Consider the following 18769-nt stretch of genomic DNA (forward strand, 5'->3'; position numbering starts at 1 on the left):
TGCCTCATGCTTTCGCCCGTGGCGACGGTGTCAGTCCCCGGAGCCTGCGGGATGGGTCTGGCGCGGATGCAGCCAGTCTGCTTGCCCGTCGAGGTAGCGCTCGTGCTTCCAGATCGGCACCCGCGATTTCACCTCGTCGATGATCCAGCGGCAGGTATCGAAGGCCACGTCGCGGTGCGCGGCGCTCACGCCGACCCAGACCGCGAGCTCGCCGATCGCCAGGTCGCCGACGCGGTGCACGCAACAGGCATCGAGCGCACCGAACCTCTCCAGCGCCTCGCGCACGATGCGCTCGCCTTCGGCTTCGGCGAGCGCGACATAGGCTTCGTAGCGCAACCCGGCCACCGGGCGGCCGTCGTTGTGGTTGCGCACCCAGCCTTCGAAGGCGGCGAACGCGCCCGCGCGTTCGTGCAGCAAACGAGCGCGCAACGGGGCGACGTCGACGGGTCCGGCGGCGATGCTGAAACGGTTCACCGCCGGCGCTCCCGCAACCTACGCCGCGGATGCGCCACTTCGGCGCGCGCGCAGGCGCACGGGGCGCGAAGCGCGCGCGACGCCGGACTCGAACTAGCCACCCGACACCGGCGGAATGAAGGCGATCTCGGTGCCGTCGCGGACCGCGTCCGTCCAGGCGGCGAAGGCGCCGTCCACCGCGACGCGCAGGTGCTCCGACGGGAGGGCGAAGCCGTGCCTCAGGCGCGTTTCCGCGTACAGCGCCGCCAGGTCGGACGCATCGGACTCCAGCGTTTCCGATGCGGCGCCGGCGGCATCGCGCAGGCTGGCGAAATACAGCAACGTGACCCGAACCATCAGTCCACCTTCCCGACATCGCGCTTGCCGCCGCGCTTGCCGACCAGCTTCGCCGGCCCGATCACGATCGCATGCGACAGGGCCTTGCACATGTCGTAGACCGTCAACGCGGCCACGGTGGCGCCGGTGAGCGCCTCCATCTCGACACCGGTGCGGTGGGTGGTGGCGACCACGCATTCGATCCGCAGCTCGCGCTCGCTATGCCAGTCGATCGCGATGCGCACGGCGTCGATCGGCAGCGGGTGGCAGAACGGGATCAGCTCGTGGGTGCGCTTGACCGCCATCGTGCCGGCGATCACCGCGGTGTCGACGATCCCGCCCTTGGCGCTGCGCAGGCCGGACCTGCGCAGTTGCGCGGCCACGTCCGCGGGAAACCGCACGCGGCATTCGGCCAGCGCGCGGCGCGCGGTCGCCGGTTTGGCGGACACGTCGACCATGGCCGGGCGGCCGTCGGGGTCCAGGTGGGTCAGCGTCTTCGCGGGCGTCATGCGTCCATGGTACCGAGGCCCGTATCCGGCGTCCCCTGGTGGAAGACCATGCGCCAGTGGCCGTCGGCCTCGCGCCGCCACCACGAGCTGCGCAGCGACCTGCGCACGTCCGTTCCGTGCGTGCGCGTCGCCGCGTAGACCACGCAGGCCACGTCCTGCGTCACCACCCGGGTCCGCATCGACCGGGCCTCGAACGACACGCCACGCTCCGCGGGCACGGCATCGAGCGCGGCGCGCTTGCCGAAGACGGCGCCGGACGCGCCGATCTCCATGAAATCCTCCGCCAGCAGGGCATCGACCTGGCTGCGGTCGGCGCGCACCACCGGATCCAGCAGCGCGCGCTCCAGCGCCTCGACCTGCCGGCACTCCTGCTCCGTCAGCGCATCAAGGTGGCTCATCCTCCCACCAGGAACATTTCCACGTGGCGGGGCGACGCCTGCGCGCTGCCGCGCAGCTCGCTGTAGCGGTCCACGCGCGTCTTCCACAGCTCCGCGAGCCGCGCCGCCACGGCCAGTTCGCCCTGCGCCAGCAGCGGGCGCAGGTCGATGCCGTCGCCCGAGAACAGGCAGGTGTAGAGGCGCCCGTCCGCCGAGACCCGGGCGCGATGGCAGTCGCCGCAGAACGGCGCGGTGACCGAGCTGACGAAACCCACTTCGCCCCCGCCATCGACGAAGGCGTGGCGCTGCGCCACCTCGCCGCGGTAGTTGGCGTCGAGCGCCTGCAGCGGCCAGCGGGCATGGATGCGGTCGCGCAGTTCCGCCGACGGCACCACGCGCTCGCGTCGCCAGTCGTTGCACGTGCCCACGTCCATATATTCGATGAAGCGCACGACATGCCCGGTGCCGCGGAAATGCCCGACCAGCGCGAGCGCGGCCTCGTCGTTGACGCCGCGCTGCACGACGCAGTTGATCTTCAGGCGCTGGAAGCCGGCCGCCTCCGCGGCCGCGATCCCCGCCAGCACGTCGGCCACCTCGCCACGGTCGCCGGAAAGCGTGCGGAACAGCGCCGGTTCCAGCGCGTCCAGGCTTACCGTGATGCGGCGCAGCCCGGCCTCGTGCAGCGCCCGGGCGTGGCGAGCGAGCAGCGCCCCGTTGGTGGTCATCGCCAGGTCGTCGATGCCGTCGATGCTGGCAAGTCGCGCGACCAGCGCAGCCAGGTCCTTTCGCAGCAGCGGCTCGCCACCGGTGATCCTCAGCTTGCTCACGCCCAGGCGCGCGGCGCCGCGCGCCAGCGCCTCGATCTCGTCGAACGACATCCGCCCCGCCGCGTCGAACCCGTAGTCGTCGGGCACCCGGTCGGCCGGCATGCAATAGCCGCAGCGGAAGTTGCAGGCCTCGATCACCGACAGGCGCAGGTCGCGCAGCGGCCGGCCCAGCCGGTCCAGCGGCGCGGACAGCACGTGTGGTTGCGCGCTCATGTCACGCCGCCGGGTGGCGCAAGCGGCGCTTCGAGCGGGAACGCTTCGCCCATGCGTGCCACGCGGTAACCACGCGCGGCAAGCGCGTCGCCATCGGCCGCGGAGGCGTAGTGGTAGAGCACGCAGCGCGCCAGCACGGCAGGCTCGTACTCGCGCTCGAGATCGTCGATGCCGCTGTGCGAGGGATTGCCGTGCAGCCCGCAGTCGTGTGCGACCAGCTCGCCCGCATCGGCGTGCCTGCGCAACTGCTCCGGGATTGGACGGGTGTCGCCGCTCCAGACCACGCTGCCGGGCAGGCGCAGGCCGAAGGCGGTGTCGGGCCAGTGGTGGCGCGCGGGAAACACCTCCAGCCGCTGCCCGTCGTGCCAGAACGCGTCGCCCACCGGCACGAGGTGGAACGCGTCCCAGAAGTTGGCGCCGCCCTCGGCCAGCACGTTCGGATACGCGCCCACCCGCTGGTGCAGCAACGGCACCACGGTCGCAGGCACGTAGACCGGCATGCGGCCGCGACGGGCGGCGTCGAAGTAGCCGGAGACGAACAGGCGCTCGAAGCCGCCGACATGGTCGAGATGGGTATGGGTGACGAACAGCGCGCGCGGCGGCTCGCCGTACTGCGCCAGGCAGGCGCTGAGGCCTTCGCTGCCGCAGTCGATGGTGAGCCATGGCGCGCCATCGCGCTCGATGGTGGCCATCGGCGAGCCGAGTTCCGTCGCCGAGGCATTGCCGACACCGTGGAAGCGAAGCGCCCACATCACGATGCATCCACCGACATTCCGGGCGCTGCGGCCCCGGCGCAGGCGTGCGGCGTCCCCGTGCTCGCGGCGGCGCTGGACGCTTCGCGCCGGTGCGCGCGCCCGGCGCGGCCCGCGCGCCATGCGAATCGCGATGCCATCCGGTGCGAGTGCGCACGCATGCCTAGTTGCCCTTCGCCCAGCGTGCGTCGTAGGCCTTGCGCAGGCGCGCGAAACCGGCGTCGACCGCGTCGCGGCGGGCGTCGCCACCCACCTTGTGCAGCGAGCGCAGCAGCCGCTGCAGGTTGCGTTCGCGCCAGGCGGTATCGGGGATGTGCAGGCGGCTGCGGTCGAAATCGATCATCCAGCCCTTGCCGGCCGGGTCGAAGAGCACGTTGTGCGCGTTCAGGTCGGCGTGGTCGAGGCCTTCGCGATGGAAGCGCGCGACCAGCCGCCCGGTTGTTTCCCAGGGCGCGTCCGCGGGCGCGGCGAGCACCAGGTCGGCCAGCGACCGCACGTCCATCAGCCGCTCGACGATGATCCAGGCGCGGTAGCTGAAACGGCCGCGCAGGTAGCAAGCCGCCACCGGATGCGGCACCGGGCACTTGCGCCGCAACAGTTCGCGCAGCAACCGGAACTCGGCGAAGCCGCGGGTGCGGTTGGCGCCACGCCAGAGATAGCGGTCGCGGCTGAACTTCGCTGCGAACCCGCCGCGCAGGTACTGGCGCAGCACGCAGGGGCCGTGGCTGGCCTCGATGAACCAGGCGCCGCCGCGGCCGCTGCCGTCCACCTGCTGCGCGCGGATGCCCCACTCCTGCGGGTCGAACCAGCGCGGGTCGACTTGCCGCAGTTGCGTGAGGTCGAACAGAATCGCGCCATACTCCCCGCTGCCACGGTGGTCGTGGAAGGGCGTCAGGCTTTCAGTGGCGTCGAACGCGACCATCCCGCGAGTCTAACAAGCCGTGACGATCCCTCCCGCAGCCCCCCGCTCGATCTGCCTGCTGCGCCTGTCGGCGCTCGGCGACGTCACCCACGTGCTGCCGCTGGTGGAGACCCTGCGACGCGCCTGGCCGGACGTCGCGCTCGGCTGGGTGATCGGCAAGGGCGAGCACCGACTGCTGGAGGGGCTGCCCGGCGTGGAGTTCCTCGTCTACGACAAGAAGTCCGGCCTGGCCGGCATGCGCGCCCTGCGCCGCAGCCTGCGCGGGCGCCGCTTCGACGCCCTGCTGCAGATGCAGGTGGCGGCGCGGGCGAACCTGCTGTCGGCCTTCGTGCCGGCGCGGCGGCGGATCGGCTACGACCGCGCGCGCTCGAAGGACCTGCACGGCCTGTTCATCAACGAACGCATCCCCGACCGCCCCGGCATCCATGTGCTCGACGCGATCGGCAGCTTCTGCGAGCCGCTGGGCCTGCGCCAGGACACGGTGCGCTGGAACCTGCCCGTGCCGGACGACGCCCGCGCCTGGGCCCGCGCCCAGTGGCCGGACGATGGCGCTCCGACCCTGCTGCTCTCGCCCTGCTCCAGCCATGCGCGCCGCAACTGGACCCCGCAGCGCTACGCCGCCGTCGCCGACCACGCCGCCGCGCAGGGCTGGCGGGTCGTGCTGTGCGGCGGCCGCAGCCGGCTCGAACGCGACACCGCCGACGCCATCGTCGGCGCCATGCAGGCGCCGGCGCTGGATCTGGTCGGCAAGGACACGCTCAAGCAGCTGCCCGCCCTGCTCGAACGCGCCGACCTGGTGATGACGCCCGACTCGGGCCCCATGCACATCGCCAACGCCATGGGCACCAAGGTGCTGGGGCTGCACGCGGCCAGCAACCCCGCGCGCAGCGGCCCGTATTCGGACCGTCGCTACTGCGTCGACCGCTACGACGATGCGGCCCGCAGGTACCTCGGCAAGCCGGCCGCGGAACTCGCGTGGGGCACCAAGATCGAGTTCGACGGCGTCATGGACCTGGTCACGGTCGACGATGCGGTCGCCGCGTTCGAGCGCTATCGCAGCGACCGTCGCTGAACCACGCGCGACGCCTGCGAGGCGTCGCCCATCACTTCCGGCACGGTCGCTTCCGGCACATCCGGGCCGCGGACGGCCGGGCTATGGTCGCTGCAGACACGGGGCGATCGGGAGATCGACGATGGTGGCCAAGTCCCTGCCAAGGCCGGCCCTGCGGTGGTGGATCCGCAACACGGCGCAGCCCCTCCTGCTCGCGGCAGCCTTGGCGCTGTGGTACGCGCTCGACCTGGACGAGGCCAGCGCCGCCATCCTGGCGCTGGTCGGCGCGCAATGCATGCTGGCCATGCTCGAACACCTGGCGCCCGCCGTACCCCACTGGCGCCAGCGCCCCGGTGAAAAGCTCGCCCTCGCCGGCCTGTACCTGCTCACGATCGTCCTGCTGCAGCTGATCCTGACGCTGTACGCGGTCTTCCTCGTCCCCGCGCTCGCGGCAACGCGCGAGGCCGCCGGCCTGCAGCTGTGGCCCACCGGCCTGCCACTGCCGGCGCAGGTGCTGCTGCTGTTCCTCGCCGCCGATTTCATCTACTACTGGATCCATCGCGCGCTGCATCGCTTCGCGTTCCTGTGGCGCGCCAGCGGCCACGGCTTCCACCACGCCTTCCACAACCTGCATGCGCTCAACACCGGCGCCTCGCATCCGCTGGAGATCCTCCTGCTGGCGCTGCCGGTGGTGCTGGTGGCGGCGCTCTTCGGCGCCGGCGCGCAAGCCGTGGCCGGCGCGACCGTGCTCGCGGTCGTCAACACCTCGATCGCACACGCCAACCTCGACATCGACACCCCGGCACTGCGCTGGGTGTTTACCAACAGCAACCAGCACCGGCGCCACCACTCGGCGGTGTTCGAGGCGAGCAACAGCAACTACGCCTGCAACGCGATCCTCTGGGACCGCCTGTTCGGCACCTATTCCGAGGGCGAGGTGGCGCAGACCGGCATCGGCCCGCGCGAGCCGACGCTGCTGGAAAAACTCCTGCTTCCGTTCCGCGAACCCGCGTACGCGGACACCGCCCTGTCGCGTCGCGACGCGGCGGACTGAGGACGCGCCGGACCGGACCTCAGGCGCCGGAGCCGGCGCCGTAGTCCTGGTAGGACTTTTCCTCGACGTAGGCCGAACCCAGCGCGAGGTTGATGTCCTTCTTGATCCGCGCGCGCGTGTCGTTCTCGAAGTACACGCTGCGGGCGAGCCGGATGAACTCCTCGTCGAAGGCCTGCGCCTTTTCCTTCAGGCGGATGTCGTCCTCGATCACCCACAGCCGCTCGTTGACCGCCTTGAGGTCGGCGCGCAGCCGGGCGATGTCGCCGGTCGCGGCCGGATGCGCCATCCAGGTGTTTTCCAGCGCTGCCAGCTCGTTGCGGACGTTGGCCAGCTTGGCCGGGTCGGACATGCGCTCGGACTTGATCTGCAGGATCGCGATCTTGTCGAGCAGTTCGCCGAACGAGACGGGCACGGAAATCTCGGACATTGCGGGGATCCGGCTGCACAGGGGGCGGACAGTCTAGCGTCGCGCCTTGTCCGCCGGCACCCCGCCCCGTATCATTGCGCGCCCCGGCGTTCAGCGCGGGGCCGCGCGACGCAGACGTCCCGGGGAGGTGGCAGAGCGGTTGAATGTACCTGACTCGAAATCAGGCAGGCGTTTATAGCGCCTCGGGGGTTCGAATCCCCCCCTCCCCGCCAGACTGAAGAAAAAGCCCTTGATTGCCAAGGGCTTTTTTCATGTCCGAAGCGGTGGCTTCATTGCCGGGCGTTCGGCCACGTCGCGCCGACATGCCGGTCGCGAGCGCCGGTGCGCCCGCATCGCGTGGATGCAGGCGCTACGGCGGCGGCGTCGAGGTTTCTGCCGGCGCCACAGGCGTACCGTCCGCGCCTTCGTCGCCGGCCGGATCCGGCTCCTGCGTCGGCATGCCGGCCCCCGCGCCGGTCCGCGCCACCCGCCAGATCGTGTTCGACAGGTCGTCCGCCACGATCAGCGCGCCGCGCGGGTCCACGGTCACGCCCACCGGGCGGCCGCGGGTGGGGCCGTCGTCATCGCGGAAACCCGTGACGAAATCGATCGGATCGCCGCTCGGGCGGCCGTTGCGGAACGGCACGAACACCACCTTGTAACCGACCGGCTCGGAGCGGTTCCAGCTGCCGTGCATGCCGACGAACGCGCCATCGGCGAACTCCGGGCCCATGACCGGACTCGAGAAATCGAGCCCGAGCGCCGCCACGTGCGCGCCAAGGCTGTAGTCCGGCGTGATCGACTCGGCGACCTTGTCCGGATTCCGCGGCCGCACGCGATCGTCCACGTTCCGGCCCCAGTAGGCCCATGGCCAGCCGTAGAAGCCGCCCTCGCGGACCGAGGTGAGGTAGTCGGGGACCAGGTCCGGACCGAGTTCGTCCCGCTCGTTCACCACCGCCCACAGCTGCCCGCTGCCGGGCTGGATCGCGAGTGCGGTCGGATTGCGCAGCCCGGTCGCGTAGGGGCGGTGCATGCCGGTGGCGGCATCGATCTCCCAGACCATGGCCCGGTCGGCCTCGGCGACCATGCCGCGCTCGGTGATGTTGCTGTTCGAACCGATGCCGACGTACAGCAGGCGGCCGTCGGCACTGGCGGTCATCGCCTTGGTCCAGTGGTGGTTGATCTCCGAAGGCAGCTGGGTGAGCGTCTCCGGCGTGCCGGCGCTGGCCTGGGTCTGGCCGGGCCGGTAGTCGAAGCGCACGACCGCATCCTGGTTGGCCACGTACAGATCGTTGCCGACCAGGGCGAGGCCGTATGGCGCGTCGAGGTCGTCGGCGAACACCGTCTGCACTTCGTAGTCGCCATCGCCGTCGGCATCGCGCAACAGGGTCAGGCGGTCGCCGCTTTCCACCTGCGTGGTCCCGGCGGCCTTGATCGGCCCGGCGATGACGTCCTTGGGCTTCAGGCTCGGCGCATTGCCGCCGCGCCCCTCGGCCACGAGGATGTCGCCGTTCGGCAGCACGAGGGTCTGGCGCGGGATCCGCAGGTCGGTGGCGATCGCCCGGACCTCGAAACCCTCGGGCACCGTCGGCAGCCGGTCGCCCCACCCGGCCGGCTCGGCGATGACCATGTCCGGCAACAGCCCGCGCTCGGGCTCCGGCAGTTGCGGATCGGCGCCGTACTGCAGCGGAGCCGGCTCCCGGCCGCAGCCAGCCAGCGTGGCCGCCAGCGCGAGCGCAGTGGTCAGGGCCAGGCGGTTCATGGTGTTCCTCCGATGCGTGTGGGCCGGCATCCGAGCCACGTCGCCACGCAGGCCAGCACGAAGACCAGGACCGACAGCACGAGCCCCCCGGGCATGCTGGCCCAGGCGTCCCGGGCGTGCATCAGGGCATTGAGCAGCCCCGCGATCAAGGTCGCCAGCAGCAATGCCGCGTGCAGGATGGACTGGCGGGTGCGTCGCGACGGCAGGAGACCGAGGGTCGAGCACGCCAGCGCGACCGCACCCACGACCAGCCCCCCGACGATCAGCCACGACGCGAAGTTGTTCCACTGGATCTCGAAGGTCCGCGCGTAGGCGATGTCGCACAGCAGCGCACCGAGGAACAGCGTGATCGTCCCGCCGAGCAATACGGCGTGGAACGGATGGAACATGGGGAAGCGGGGGCGTTCGATGGTCGAAGACATTGCGCGGTTCTCCAGGGCGGGCCACTCGCTGCCGGAGTGCGGGATCGGTTTCGAGACTAGACGAATCGACTTGACGGGGATGTGCACGGGGTGGACTGCGCGCGGCGGGCGCGGATGCCCACGCGCCTGCCGTGCGCGGACCGGGGCCGGGTGAGAGGGGACGGCGCGGAGACCCGCGAACGATGGCTCCCTGCAGGAATACGCGCCTGCGTGGGGCATCCCGCAGGCGACACGCGCCTCCCGGACGGACGTCGCGTCGCTTGGCCCGCGTGCTGCGCTTCGATCGCCGCGATCGGGCGGCAGGTCCAACAGTGACGCGTCATCCCGGGGAAAACTGCCGGGTTCGGTCACTTTGCGGCCACGGATTCGCGCACTGCGTTCCGCTTTGCGCAGGCACGGTTCCTGCTACCTGTCTTCTGCGACCCGCGGGGAAGGCGGGACGGATCCGGCGACAGACGATGATGCGCGTACCCGATTTCCAATTCCGAAAGCTCGGCGAACAGGCCGGCATCGTGCTGCTGCGGGCGGCGCTGGTGCTGGCGGTGGTCTTCGCCCTGGCGAATTCGTTCCCGGGCTGAGGCCCTGGCCCACGCTCGCCGGTCTAGCGCTGCGGGAACGCACGCAGGCGGACCGCGAGAGATCTCGCTGCGCTCGGGACAGGCGTTCGATGACGCGGCTCGGCGGTTCATCGGGAGCGACCACCCGCAGCCCCGGGCGAGCACCGGAGCCCGGACGCCCGTAGGGGCATGCCCCCTGCCGGGCCGCGAGTTTCCCCGCAGACGAGCGGCCCCCGACAGGTCCGCGGGCGCGGCGACGACAACGCCCGGGACCGCGCGCACAGGGGCGCGGGGTCGGCCGGGCGGCTTGCACAAGGTCGCCTACCGCGTGGACAGCAGGTCCTGCGCCGCGTGCACCAGGTAGATGTAGCTTGCGCCCAGGTTGATGACGTACTCGTTCTGGCCCCACAGGAACGGCCAGTCCTCCTTGTTCTCGGGGAAGTCGGGCTTGAGCACCAGCACGCCGGGCACGATGCCGCCGGCGATGAAGCTGAAGTCCGCGCGGTTCATGCCGTAGGCGACCTGCTTGGATTTCGCGCCGACCGCGGACACGAACGAGATGTTCGAATCCGGGTGGGTGCCGTAGAGGTAGTTCAGTCCCTGCAGGGTCGGTTCGATGTCGAACAGGTCCGGGAACGCCTTGTGCAGCCGGTAGTTGGTGGTGGCCATGCCGATCACCGCGCCATTGCCGGCCCACCCGCCACGGGTGATCAGCACGCCGTAGGGGTTCTCCGCGACCATCTTCGAGCGCTCGGCCTTGAACGCTTCCGCGCGTGCGCGCAGCTTCGCCTTGAAGGGCTCGCCCATCTCCGGCAACGCCGCGACCGCGTAGGCGGCGTTGAAGCCGAAGCGCGCGTCGATCGCCGGCCACAGCGCCTCGATGCGTTCGGCGTACTTCGCCTCGCCGGTGCTGAGCAGCAACTGCACCGCGGCGCGCAATTCCTCGTCCTCGGGGTCGCCGCCGGTCGTGTTGCCGACCCGGAACAGGTTCGGCTCGCGCGAATGCTCGAACTCCCACACCTTCTTCGCGGTGGCCAGGCATTCCTCGGCCAGCGCATCGTTGTAGCCCTGCAGCGCGCGTCCAGCGGCGGCCAGCGCGGCGGCCGAGCCGAAGTTGAGCGCGGTGGTGTTGCTGGTGAACGCGAGCCGGTCGTCGTGCGGAGAATCCGGATCGTCCGGGTCGTCGACCTTGCCATCGGTCTTGGTCACCGCGTCGCCCAGGTGCGTGTACTGGCCCAGGTCGGGCTCGACGATGCCGGGGATCGCATGGCCGAACACCCGGTGCTGCGCGATCAGCGCCAGGGTGCCGTGCTCGATCTGCTGCAGCAGGTCGGGCACGCCGTCGGGGCGATGGATCTCGACGTGCTGCTTGTTCTGGCCGACGGTGGTCTCGTCGCGCTCCGGGCGGAACTGCTCCCAGGTATCCACCAGCGACAGCACGGTGGCGTAGTGGGTCTGGGTGCGGATGTCGTAGTCGCCGGCGTCGTACCAGCCGCCATAGTTGAGCCCCGGGATGTGCTCGCCGGGCTGGAACGGCGAATCGAGGTCCGGCCCCTGCCCGAACAGGTCGAAGTGTTCCTTGTCCGGCGGCACCTGGCGCGCGTCGTCCATGTGCGAGCGGCCGTGCCAGACGCGGTAGGCCTCGTTGACGAACATGTGGTCCATCTGCACCGGAAGGAACACATCGAGCGTGGGATGCCAGGCGGTGGCATAGGCGTCGGTGGCGATGCGGAACGCATTGCTGCGCTGGCCGGCGGCCTCGATCACGTAGACGCCGGGTTCGCGCACGTCGGAGAAATCGAAGGTGTAGTACTCGTAGCGCAGGTAAGGCCCCCAGTGCTTCGCCTCGGCGGCATGGGCCTGGTGTTCGCGTCCGTCCGTGTCGATGCGCAGCAGGCGGGCGCGGCCGGGCGCGGCCCCGTTGCGGTCGTTCTCCAGCACCGCGACCTTGCGCTGCGCGGGGTGGTAGCCCACCTGCGAGTGGCCGATCACGGTGTCGCGCGTCCAGCCGGGCACGGTGTTGCCCTCGAGCGTCCACTCGAGCACCACGCCGGTCCTGCCGGCCGGCAGTTCGCCGCGCACCACGTACCAGCCGTTCTGCGCCTGGTTGCGGCCATCGTAGAGGCCGAGCTCGCCATCACGGGAGTGGATGGTGACGCGCCGCTGCGGGTCTTCCGGCGCCAGGGTCAGCGTGCGGCCGCTGGCCATCGGCAGGCGCCGTGGCTTGCCTTCGGGATCGCGCTCGGTCGGGCCCGATGGGTACAGCGGCAGTTGCCCGCTGCCGCGGTCGCTCAGCCAGCTCTTGCCCCAGTAGGCCGAGGGCAGGAACTCCAGGTTGAAGCCGGCCCGGCCTTCGAGCGCCGCCGGAAGCGGCTGGTCGAAGACCACCTGCAACCGCACGCCCTCGCCCGCCGGCGCCACGCGGATGCTGTATTCGAAGGACTCTGCCGCGTAACCGAGGCGGGTGGTGACCGTACCGCTGTCGCGATCGACCTGGCGGTCGACCATCAGCGCCACCGGATCCCACTGCTCGGGCGTGGGGCTCAGGCGCACGTCGCCGTTGGTCGCGGTGCGCACGCCGTGGTGCACCAGTTCCACCCCGGCGTGCTTGGAATCGCTGAACAGGCCGTCGTAGTAGTTGTTGAACACCAGTACGTCGAGGCCGCGCTTGTGGAAGTACTCGAGCTCGTTGAGTACCGGCGCTTCGGCCGATGCGGCCATGGGCCAGGCGAGCGCGAGCGCCAGCAGGGAGGCGAGGACCGGGCGCTGCCGGACCTGCAGGCGATGGCGGTTCGGACGGATCATGGCATTCCCCCTGGGATCGAGTGTTAACGCTAACATCCGGCGCGACGAGTGACTTGTCGCGGCGCAGCAATCGCGCAGTCGACCGTGCAGAGCCACGTGCGACGGGCTCGCGGCGGCGGCGGCATGGCGCATGGAGGGCGCATCGTGCAGCGGCTGCCGAGCGAGCCGCTGCAAGCCGGGCGGCGCCGGTGTCGAGGCCTATCCGCGCGGGTGGTGCGTTGCGTGCAACTGCCTCAGCTTCTCGCGGGCCACCAGCGTGTAGATCTGCGTGGTCGACAGTGAGCTGTGGCCAAGCAGCATCTGCAGCGCGCGCAGGTCGGCGCCATGGTTGAGCAGGTGGGTGGCGAAACTGTGGCGCAGTCCGTGCGGGCTGACCTTCGACGGGTCGATGCCGGCGCTCGCCGCCGACTTCTTTACCATCGTCCAGAACCGCTGCCGGCTCGGTGGTTCACCGGAGGCGAGCAGGAACAGCGTGGGCAACGCCCGCTTGCCTGCGAACGCCGGCCTCGCCTGGGCCAGATAGCGTTCGAGCCAGTGCTGCGCCTCCTCGCCCAGCGGCACCAGCCGTTCGCGGCCGCCCTTGCCGGTCACGCGCAGCACGCCCTGGCGCAGGTTGACCGCCGTGGCCGGCAGGTTCACCAGCTCGCTCACGCGCAGCCCGCAGGCGTACATCAACTCCAGCATCGCGCGGTCGCGCAGTCCTTCGGGCGTGTCGACATCGGGCGCGGCGAGCAGCGCCTCTACCTGCGCTTCGCCCAGCGCCTTGGGCAGGGAACGCGGTAGCCGCGGCGGATCGATCAGCGCGACCGGATCGTCGTCGCGCACGCCGCGGCGGCGCAGGTGGGCGAAGAACGCCCGCAGCGCGGTCAGCAGCCTGGCGTTGCTGCGCGCGGAGTAGCCATCTCGGGTGCGGTCGGCGAGGTATTCGAACAGGCCTGCGCGGTCGAGCGCGACCAGACCGCCGCCGCGCCCGTCGCGCCAGCGCGCGACGCCTTCGAGGTCGCGGCGATAGCCATCGAGCGTCTGCCGCGCCGAGCCGCTTTCGGCCCACAGCGCATCGAGGAACGCGGCGATCGCGTCGCCGTCCGCGTCGCGCAACGGCGGCAGGCATCGTGCGCGCTGGCGGCGTTCGGCGGGCGTGGTGCTGGGCATCGCCACAGCTTAGCCGACACTCCGAGCCGCTATCCTGTGCGGATGCAGGACGACAGCTCCAGCCACACCCGAACGCAACCGCCCGCCGCCTTCGTCGGCCGTCGCCTGCTGGCGCTGCTGTACGACCTGCTGCCCGCCGTTGCGCTGTGGTTGCTGCTGTCGATGCTCTTCACCGCGGGCTACACCTACCTCGGCCACCGTGCCCCGCAGGAGAACATCGCGCCCTTCAGCACGTTGCAGTGGCTGTTGTGGCTGGCCTGCTGGCTCGTCACCGGACTGTACGCCACCGTCAGCTGGCGCCGCGGCGGGCAGACCCTGGGCATGCGGCCCTGGCGGATCCGGGTCGCGACGCTCGACGGCAACCGGCCGACCCGGGCAGCCCTGTGGCGTCGCTATGCGGTCGGGACGGTCTCGCTGCTCGCGGCGGGCCTCGGGTTCTGGTGGGCGTGGATCGACCGCGACCGCCTCACCTGGCACGACCGCGCCAGCGGCACCCGCGTTGCGCTGTCGGGAAGATAGTTTTCGGTACTCAGGCGGCCCCGCAGACCGGGAGTGCGTCGCACGACTGTTTGTCCAACCGCGCCGTGCGCGATCAGAAGAAGACAATGGTGATGAACGCGCCGGCGCGTAGCCGGCGCGCTGCTGCCTGCCGACCGGCTTATCGCGGTAAACGCGCTTTGGTCCTTCTGTTTGACTCGACCCGGCGCCTCACTCCTGGTCGGTGCGCTGCTCGACCGAGCAATGCGCACGAAGTGACGGTCCAGATACGTGGAATGAACTTCCCGATGTACTCGCGGGACCTTCGTGGGTGACGCGAGGCCGTGCCTCGGAAATGGGACCGCTATCCGGCCGGACGTAGCACGCCCGTCGTTCGCGAACAGCGCGCGAGCGGTGCCCGCTCATTCGGCCCCGCGAAGTACGCGGGGCGTTCGCCAAGCCCGCGCGGCAGTGCCGCGCAAACGGGCTTGACTCCTCCGGCCCCGCGAAGTACGCGGGGCGTTCGCCAAGCCCGCGCGGCAGTGCCGCGCAAACGGGCTTGACTCCTCCGGCCCCGCGAAGCACGCGGGGCGTTCGCCAAGCCCGCGCGGCAGTGCCGCGCAAACGGGCTTGACTCCTCCGGCCCCGCGAAGCACGCGGGGCGTTCGCCAAGCCCGCGCGGCAGTGCCGCGCAAACGGGCTTGACTCCTCCGGCCCCGCGAAGCACGCGGGGCGTTCGCCAAGCCCGCGCGGCAGTGCCGCGCAAACGGGCTTGACTCACCCACTCCGTCTTCGGAAGAGGAACCATGAGACCGCCAGCATCATCAGCGGGGGCATCAGGTAGGCGATGCGGTAATCGAACGAGTAGACCGCTGCCAGCTTGACCACCTGGGTCTGCAGCAGCCAGAAGCCGAGCGCGAACACCACGCCGATGAACAACCGTCTGCCGAGGCCGCCACTGCGCAGGCTGCCGAAGGCGAACGGGATCGCGGCCAGGCACAGGGCCAGCACGTTCAGCGGATAGAACCAGTGGCCCCAGTAGTACTCCTCGAATTCGCTGGCATCGAGCTGGTTGCGCTCGCGGTACTCGATGCCCTGCTTCAGCTCGGCCGAGGACATGTAGCGCGGGCGCCAGATGTTGCCTGCGTTCGCGGCCAGTGCCGCGGAATCGAGGGTGGAGTCCCAGCGCTCTTCGGCCACGTCCGTCTGCGCGACGGAGCGTTCCTCGAAACGCGTGCGCCTGACGTCGCGCAGGAGCCAGCCGGTGCTGCGGTGCTCGGCGATTCGCGCGTGCGCGACCGACGCCAGGCGGCCTTCCTGGTCGAATTCGAACAGGCGCACATCGTTGAGCTCGAGCCAGCGATCGTCGCCGTCGCCACGCTCGCGGCCGGCCTGCGCATTGAGGAAGGTTTCGCCTTCCCTCGCCCACAGCCCCGAGTACTGCGCCACGATCATGTCGTTGGAGCGGGCGGCGGACTTCATCATGTCGGCGCTGCGCTGCGCCCAGGGGCCGAGCGTCTCGGCGTTGAGCATCATCAGGCCGGTCAGCACCAGCAGCGGCAGGGCTACCGACACGCTCAGTCGCCTGCGCGAGACGCCAACGGCACGCAGCGCGGTCAGTTCGGAGCTGGCCGCCAGCTGTCCCAGCCCCATCAGCGAGCCGATCACCGCCGCGGTCGGAAACATCATGTAGGCGCGCCGCGGCACGGTATGCGCCACGTAGGTCACCGCGCCGAAGAAGCCGTAGTTGCCCTGGCCGACGCTGCGCAGCTCGTCGACCATCGCCAGCACCAGATCGAGCCCGGTCAGCACCGCCCAGGTCAGCAGCACGGTGCCGATGACCACGCGCGCGACCAGCAGGTCATGCACTTTCGGGAAGGGCATCATCGCATCGGTCCCTTCATGCGCCGACCAGCCGCGAGCGCTTCATCCGGCCATCACCGAAATACATCCACAGGCCCAGCGCCAGCAGCGGCAGCACCAGCCACCACAGGCCTAGCGCTACCGGCAGCCGACCCGAGGCCAGCGCGTTGGTGCCGAGCAGCATGAGGTTGATGCCGAAGACGTAGGCGAGCAGGCCGAGAATGATCCGGCCCCAGCGCGCCTGCCGCGGCGGGCTGCGCGCGAGCGGGACGGCCAGCAACGCGAACGCCAGGGCGAGCAGCGGCGGCGCCATGCGGAAGTGCAGCTGGGCGCGCGCCTCCGGACGCCCGTCGGGCAGCAGCGCCGGCGTCGACATCAGCTCCGGATCGTCGGCGATCTCGCGCGACTCCGCGTCGGGCAGGCGCACCTCGTTGGCGGCGTAGCGCATCAGCCGGAAATCCTTGCCACCGTCCATCGGACCTTCGACGCGGAAGCCTTCGTCGAGCGTCAGGTAGCGGCTCGTGCCCTCGACGTTGAGCGTGCCGGTGCGTGCCGAGGTGACGTCCATCCGGCCTTCCTCCTGGCGGTAGATGAACACGCGGCCCAGGCGGGTGCCGTCGTTCGACATCGAGTTCGCGTAGACCACGCCGCCACCGCCGGGCAGTTCCACGAAGCGCCCCGCCTCGAGCCCCGCGACCAGCAGACTGCGCTGGCCGACCTCGATCATCTGCTGCGAGTACTGCCGCGCCCACGGCCCCAGCCACAGCGAGCAGGCGCCGATCAGCAGCACGAACGGCACCACCAGCAGCATCAGCGGACGCAGCAGGCGCCGCGGGCCGACACCGATCGAGGTGAGCACGGGCATCTCGCTGTCGCGGTACAGCCGACCCACGCTCAGCAGCAGGCCGAGCATGAGTCCCAGCGGCAGGATCAGCGGCAGGTAGTTCAGCACCTGCAGCCCGAGCTGGGCCAGCATCATCCCGGCCGGCACCCGCCCGCGCACGATGTCGCCCAGGACATCGGCGAACACCGCGCCCAGGCTGACGATCATCAGCACCACCAGCGCCGCGAACGTGGTCTGCGCGAATTCGCGGAACAGGTAGCTGTCGAGCTTCGGCATCGGGCGGGGGCTTGGATTAGACTAGGGCGTTGCGTCCGGGCCGCAGCGGGCCACGAACGAAGTGGCCCGGGGCATGAGGCCGCTGTCCGGGCACCGATTGTACGTAAGTCACCTCGGAATCTGATCGATGACCCTCGAATTCACCCTGAACCGGGCCGCGCCCGCGGCTGCCGCCACCGACTGCATCGTGGTAGGCGCCTTCGCCGACGGCTCCCTCACACCCGCCGCGCAGGCGCTCGACGGAGAAGGCCGGCTTGCCGCCCTGGTCGCCCGCGGCGACATTCCCGGCGCGACCGGCCGCAACCTCCTCCTGCACGACGTGCCCGGCATCGATGCGCCGCGGGTGCTCGTCATCGGCCTCGGGGACAAGGCCAAGTTCGGCGTGCCGCAATACCTCAAGGCGGTGGCCGACACGGTGCGGGCGCTGAAGACCGGCCCGGTGAAGCAGGCTCTTTTCACGCTGTCGGAACTCGCGCTCGATGGCCGCGATGCCGCGTGGAACATCCGCCAGGCGGTGGTCGCCGCCGACCACGCCGCCTACCGCTACCTCGCCACGCTGGGGCCGAAGAACAAGAAGCGCAGCGAGTCCGGACTGTCCGCGCTGTCGATCCAGGGCGCCGACGAGCAGGCGCTGGCGCAGGGCAAGGCGATCGCTGCGGGGGTGAAGTTCGCGCGCGAACTCGGCAACCTGCCGCCGAATGTCTGCAACCCCGCCTATGTCGCTGAACAGGCGCAGGCGTTCGCCGATCGTTTCGACAAGGCCGAGGCCGAGATCCTCGACGAGGCGCAGATGGAGCAGCTCGGCATGGGCGCGCTGCTGGCGGTGGCGCGCGGCTCGGTCAACCGGCCGCGCCTGGTCGTGCTGAAGTGGAACAACGGCGGCGACGCCAGGCCTTTCGTCCTCGTCGGCAAAGGCATCACGTTCGACACCGGCGGCGTCAACCTCAAGACCCAGGGCGGCATCGAGGAAATGAAGTACGACATGTGCGGCGCGGCCGCCGTGCTCGGGACCTTCGTTTCCGCGGTCGGCCTGCAGTTGCCGATCAACCTGGTGGCGATCGTGCCGGCGGTGGAGAACGCGATCGACGGCAATGCCTACCGCCCGTCCGATGTGATCACCAGCATGGCCGGCAAGACGATCGAGGTCGGCAACACCGACGCCGAGGGCCGCCTGATCCTGTGCGACGCGCTCACCTACGCCGAGGGCTTCCAGCCGCAGGCGCTGGTCGACGTGGCCACCCTCACCGGCGCCTGCATGGTCGCGCTCGGCCGCTACGCCTCGGGCCTGATGAGCAAGCACGACGATCTCGCGGACGAGCTGCTCGCCGCCGGCGAAGGCGTGTTCGACCGCGCCTGGCGCCTGCCGCTGTGGGACGAATACCAGACCCTGCTCGAATCCAATTTCGCCGACGTCTACAACATCGGTGGACGCTGGGGCGGCGCGATCACCGCCGGCTGCTTCCTCGCCCGCTTCACCGAGGGCCAGCGCTGGGCGCACCTGGACATCGCCGGCAGCGCCAACACCGACGGCAAGATGGGCATGGCGACCGGCCGTCCGGTGGGATTGCTGAGCCAGTGGCTGATCGATCGTGCGGCGGGCGCTGCGTAGCCCGTGGATTGGTGACTGGTGGATTGGTGATTGGAAAATGCAAAAGGCATTCGAGCAACGTTCCTCCGGCTGACGCCAGCCCTTTCGAATCACCAATCACCA

18 protein-coding genes and 1 tRNA gene are annotated in these 18769 nt (G+C 70.4%); 5 read left to right on the top strand and 14 right to left on the bottom strand.

What is annotated here, in order from left to right; translation table 11 throughout:
- Positions 1–30: 30 nt before the first annotated feature.
- The 7 genes from FZO89_RS04780 to FZO89_RS04810 all read right to left on the bottom strand — a co-directional run bounded on the left by FZO89_RS04780 (position 31) and on the right by FZO89_RS04810 (position 4389).
- Entirely contained in the window at positions 31–474 is a 444-nt protein-coding gene (locus FZO89_RS04780; RefSeq protein WP_149102177.1) for a molybdenum cofactor biosynthesis protein MoaE, read from the bottom strand.
- Between the two features lie 93 nt (positions 475–567).
- Positions 568–813, bottom strand: coding sequence for a MoaD/ThiS family protein (locus FZO89_RS04785; RefSeq protein ID WP_149104040.1), 246 nt, complete (start codon positions 811–813; stop codon positions 568–570).
- On the bottom strand, positions 810–1298 hold the full coding sequence (gene moaC, locus FZO89_RS04790; RefSeq protein ID WP_149102178.1) for a cyclic pyranopterin monophosphate synthase MoaC: 489 nt from the start codon (positions 1296–1298) through the stop codon (positions 810–812). The genes FZO89_RS04785 and moaC overlap by 4 nt, the downstream gene beginning before the upstream one ends.
- Complete coding sequence (locus FZO89_RS04795) at positions 1295–1696, bottom strand: nuclear transport factor 2 family protein (RefSeq protein ID WP_149102179.1); 402 nt, start codon at positions 1694–1696, stop codon at positions 1295–1297. Before FZO89_RS04795 ends, moaC begins: the two co-directional genes overlap by 4 nt.
- Positions 1693–2715, bottom strand: a complete 1023-nt coding sequence (moaA, locus tag FZO89_RS04800; RefSeq protein ID WP_149102180.1) for a GTP 3',8-cyclase MoaA — start codon at positions 2713–2715, stop codon at positions 1693–1695. The genes FZO89_RS04795 and moaA overlap by 4 nt, the downstream gene beginning before the upstream one ends.
- Entirely contained in the window at positions 2712–3467 is a 756-nt protein-coding gene (locus FZO89_RS04805; protein ID WP_425480457.1) for an MBL fold metallo-hydrolase, read from the bottom strand. The genes moaA and FZO89_RS04805 overlap by 4 nt, the downstream gene beginning before the upstream one ends.
- Positions 3468–3630: 163 nt before the next feature.
- Entirely contained in the window at positions 3631–4389 is a 759-nt protein-coding gene (locus tag FZO89_RS04810; RefSeq protein WP_149102182.1) for a 3-deoxy-D-manno-octulosonic acid kinase, read from the bottom strand.
- 25 nt (positions 4390–4414) lie between these two features.
- On the opposite strand from FZO89_RS04810, the gene FZO89_RS04815 reads away from it, so the two are divergent.
- Together FZO89_RS04815 and FZO89_RS04820 are read left to right on the top strand one after the other, a co-directional pair.
- Positions 4415–5461: a glycosyltransferase family 9 protein gene (locus FZO89_RS04815; protein ID WP_187471180.1), complete on the top strand. Its 1047-nt coding sequence runs from the start codon at positions 4415–4417 to the stop codon at positions 5459–5461.
- Between the two features lie 121 nt (positions 5462–5582).
- Positions 5583–6494 (top strand): sterol desaturase family protein, encoded by a 912-nt coding sequence (locus FZO89_RS04820; RefSeq protein WP_187471043.1) that lies wholly within the window; start codon positions 5583–5585, stop codon positions 6492–6494.
- Between the two features lie 19 nt (positions 6495–6513).
- On the opposite strand, the gene FZO89_RS04825 is transcribed toward FZO89_RS04820, so the two are convergent.
- Positions 6514–6921, bottom strand: coding sequence for a DUF6165 family protein (locus FZO89_RS04825; RefSeq protein WP_149102184.1), 408 nt, complete (start codon positions 6919–6921; stop codon positions 6514–6516).
- Between the two features lie 121 nt (positions 6922–7042).
- Here FZO89_RS04825 and FZO89_RS04830 point away from each other — a divergent pair.
- Positions 7043–7133 (top strand) — tRNA-Ser (locus FZO89_RS04830).
- A 137-nt stretch (positions 7134–7270) separates the two neighbouring features.
- On the opposite strand, the gene FZO89_RS04835 is transcribed toward FZO89_RS04830, so the two are convergent.
- From FZO89_RS04835 to xerD, 4 genes are all read right to left on the bottom strand, one after another.
- Positions 7271–8662 carry a PQQ-dependent sugar dehydrogenase gene (locus tag FZO89_RS04835; RefSeq protein WP_149102185.1) on the bottom strand — a complete coding sequence of 464 codons (1392 nt, stop codon included), beginning with the start codon at positions 8660–8662 and terminating at the stop codon, positions 7271–7273.
- Positions 8659–9084, bottom strand: coding sequence for a DUF2231 domain-containing protein (locus tag FZO89_RS04840; protein WP_149102186.1), 426 nt, complete (start codon positions 9082–9084; stop codon positions 8659–8661). Before FZO89_RS04840 ends, FZO89_RS04835 begins: the two co-directional genes overlap by 4 nt.
- Positions 9085–9962: 878 nt before the next feature.
- Positions 9963–12446 carry a glycoside hydrolase family 9 protein gene (locus tag FZO89_RS04845; protein ID WP_149102187.1) on the bottom strand — a complete coding sequence of 828 codons (2484 nt, stop codon included), beginning with the start codon at positions 12444–12446 and terminating at the stop codon, positions 9963–9965.
- A gap of 198 nt (positions 12447–12644) precedes the next feature.
- Positions 12645–13598 carry a site-specific tyrosine recombinase XerD gene (xerD, locus tag FZO89_RS04850; RefSeq protein WP_149102188.1) on the bottom strand — a complete coding sequence of 318 codons (954 nt, stop codon included), beginning with the start codon at positions 13596–13598 and terminating at the stop codon, positions 12645–12647.
- A gap of 42 nt (positions 13599–13640) precedes the next feature.
- Here xerD and FZO89_RS04855 point away from each other — a divergent pair, with 42 nt between their 5' ends.
- Entirely contained in the window at positions 13641–14117 is a 477-nt protein-coding gene (locus FZO89_RS04855) for an RDD family protein (protein ID WP_149102189.1), read from the top strand.
- A gap of 735 nt (positions 14118–14852) precedes the next feature.
- Here the strand turns inward: FZO89_RS04855 and lptG are convergent.
- Together lptG and lptF are read right to left on the bottom strand one after the other, a co-directional pair.
- On the bottom strand, positions 14853–15962 hold the full coding sequence (lptG, locus tag FZO89_RS04860) for an LPS export ABC transporter permease LptG (protein WP_149102190.1): 1110 nt from the start codon (positions 15960–15962) through the stop codon (positions 14853–14855).
- Between the two features lie 13 nt (positions 15963–15975).
- The gene (gene lptF / locus FZO89_RS04865; protein ID WP_149102191.1) at positions 15976–17058 is read right to left on the bottom strand and encodes an LPS export ABC transporter permease LptF; all 1083 of its coding nucleotides are present in this window, start codon (positions 17056–17058) and stop codon (positions 15976–15978) included.
- A 127-nt stretch (positions 17059–17185) separates the two neighbouring features.
- On the opposite strand from lptF, the gene FZO89_RS04870 reads away from it, so the two are divergent.
- The gene (locus tag FZO89_RS04870; RefSeq protein WP_149102192.1) at positions 17186–18667 is read left to right on the top strand and encodes a leucyl aminopeptidase; all 1482 of its coding nucleotides are present in this window, start codon (positions 17186–17188) and stop codon (positions 18665–18667) included.
- Positions 18668–18769: the final 102 nt, after the last annotated feature.

It is taken from the genome of Luteimonas viscosa, from assembly GCF_008244685.1.
In the GTDB taxonomy this organism is placed as follows: domain Bacteria; phylum Pseudomonadota; class Gammaproteobacteria; order Xanthomonadales; family Xanthomonadaceae; genus Luteimonas; species Luteimonas viscosa.

Coding starts and splice junctions, on each gene's coding strand:
- FZO89_RS04870 (WP_149102192.1), top strand. CDS start 17,186: ATGACCCTCGAATTCACCCTGAACCGGGCCGCGCCCGCGGCTGCCGCC.
- lptF (WP_149102191.1), bottom strand. CDS start 17,058: ATGCCGAAGCTCGACAGCTACCTGTTCCGCGAATTCGCGCAGACCACG.
- moaA (WP_149102180.1), bottom strand. CDS start 2,715: ATGAGCGCGCAACCACACGTGCTGTCCGCGCCGCTGGACCGGCTGGGC.
- FZO89_RS04810 (WP_149102182.1), bottom strand. CDS start 4,389: ATGGTCGCGTTCGACGCCACTGAAAGCCTGACGCCCTTCCACGACCAC.
- lptG (WP_149102190.1), bottom strand. CDS start 15,962: ATGATGCCCTTCCCGAAAGTGCATGACCTGCTGGTCGCGCGCGTGGTC.
- FZO89_RS04820 (WP_187471043.1), top strand. CDS start 5,583: ATGGTGGCCAAGTCCCTGCCAAGGCCGGCCCTGCGGTGGTGGATCCGC.
- FZO89_RS04845 (WP_149102187.1), bottom strand. CDS start 12,446: ATGATCCGTCCGAACCGCCATCGCCTGCAGGTCCGGCAGCGCCCGGTC.
- FZO89_RS04795 (WP_149102179.1), bottom strand. CDS start 1,696: ATGAGCCACCTTGATGCGCTGACGGAGCAGGAGTGCCGGCAGGTCGAG.
- FZO89_RS04805 (WP_425480457.1), bottom strand. CDS start 3,467: ATGTGGGCGCTTCGCTTCCACGGTGTCGGCAATGCCTCGGCGACGGAA.
- FZO89_RS04840 (WP_149102186.1), bottom strand. CDS start 9,084: ATGTCTTCGACCATCGAACGCCCCCGCTTCCCCATGTTCCATCCGTTC.
- xerD (WP_149102188.1), bottom strand. CDS start 13,598: ATGCCCAGCACCACGCCCGCCGAACGCCGCCAGCGCGCACGATGCCTG.
- FZO89_RS04835 (WP_149102185.1), bottom strand. CDS start 8,662: ATGAACCGCCTGGCCCTGACCACTGCGCTCGCGCTGGCGGCCACGCTG.
- FZO89_RS04855 (WP_149102189.1), top strand. CDS start 13,641: ATGCAGGACGACAGCTCCAGCCACACCCGAACGCAACCGCCCGCCGCC.
- moaC (WP_149102178.1), bottom strand. CDS start 1,298: ATGACGCCCGCGAAGACGCTGACCCACCTGGACCCCGACGGCCGCCCG.
- FZO89_RS04825 (WP_149102184.1), bottom strand. CDS start 6,921: ATGTCCGAGATTTCCGTGCCCGTCTCGTTCGGCGAACTGCTCGACAAG.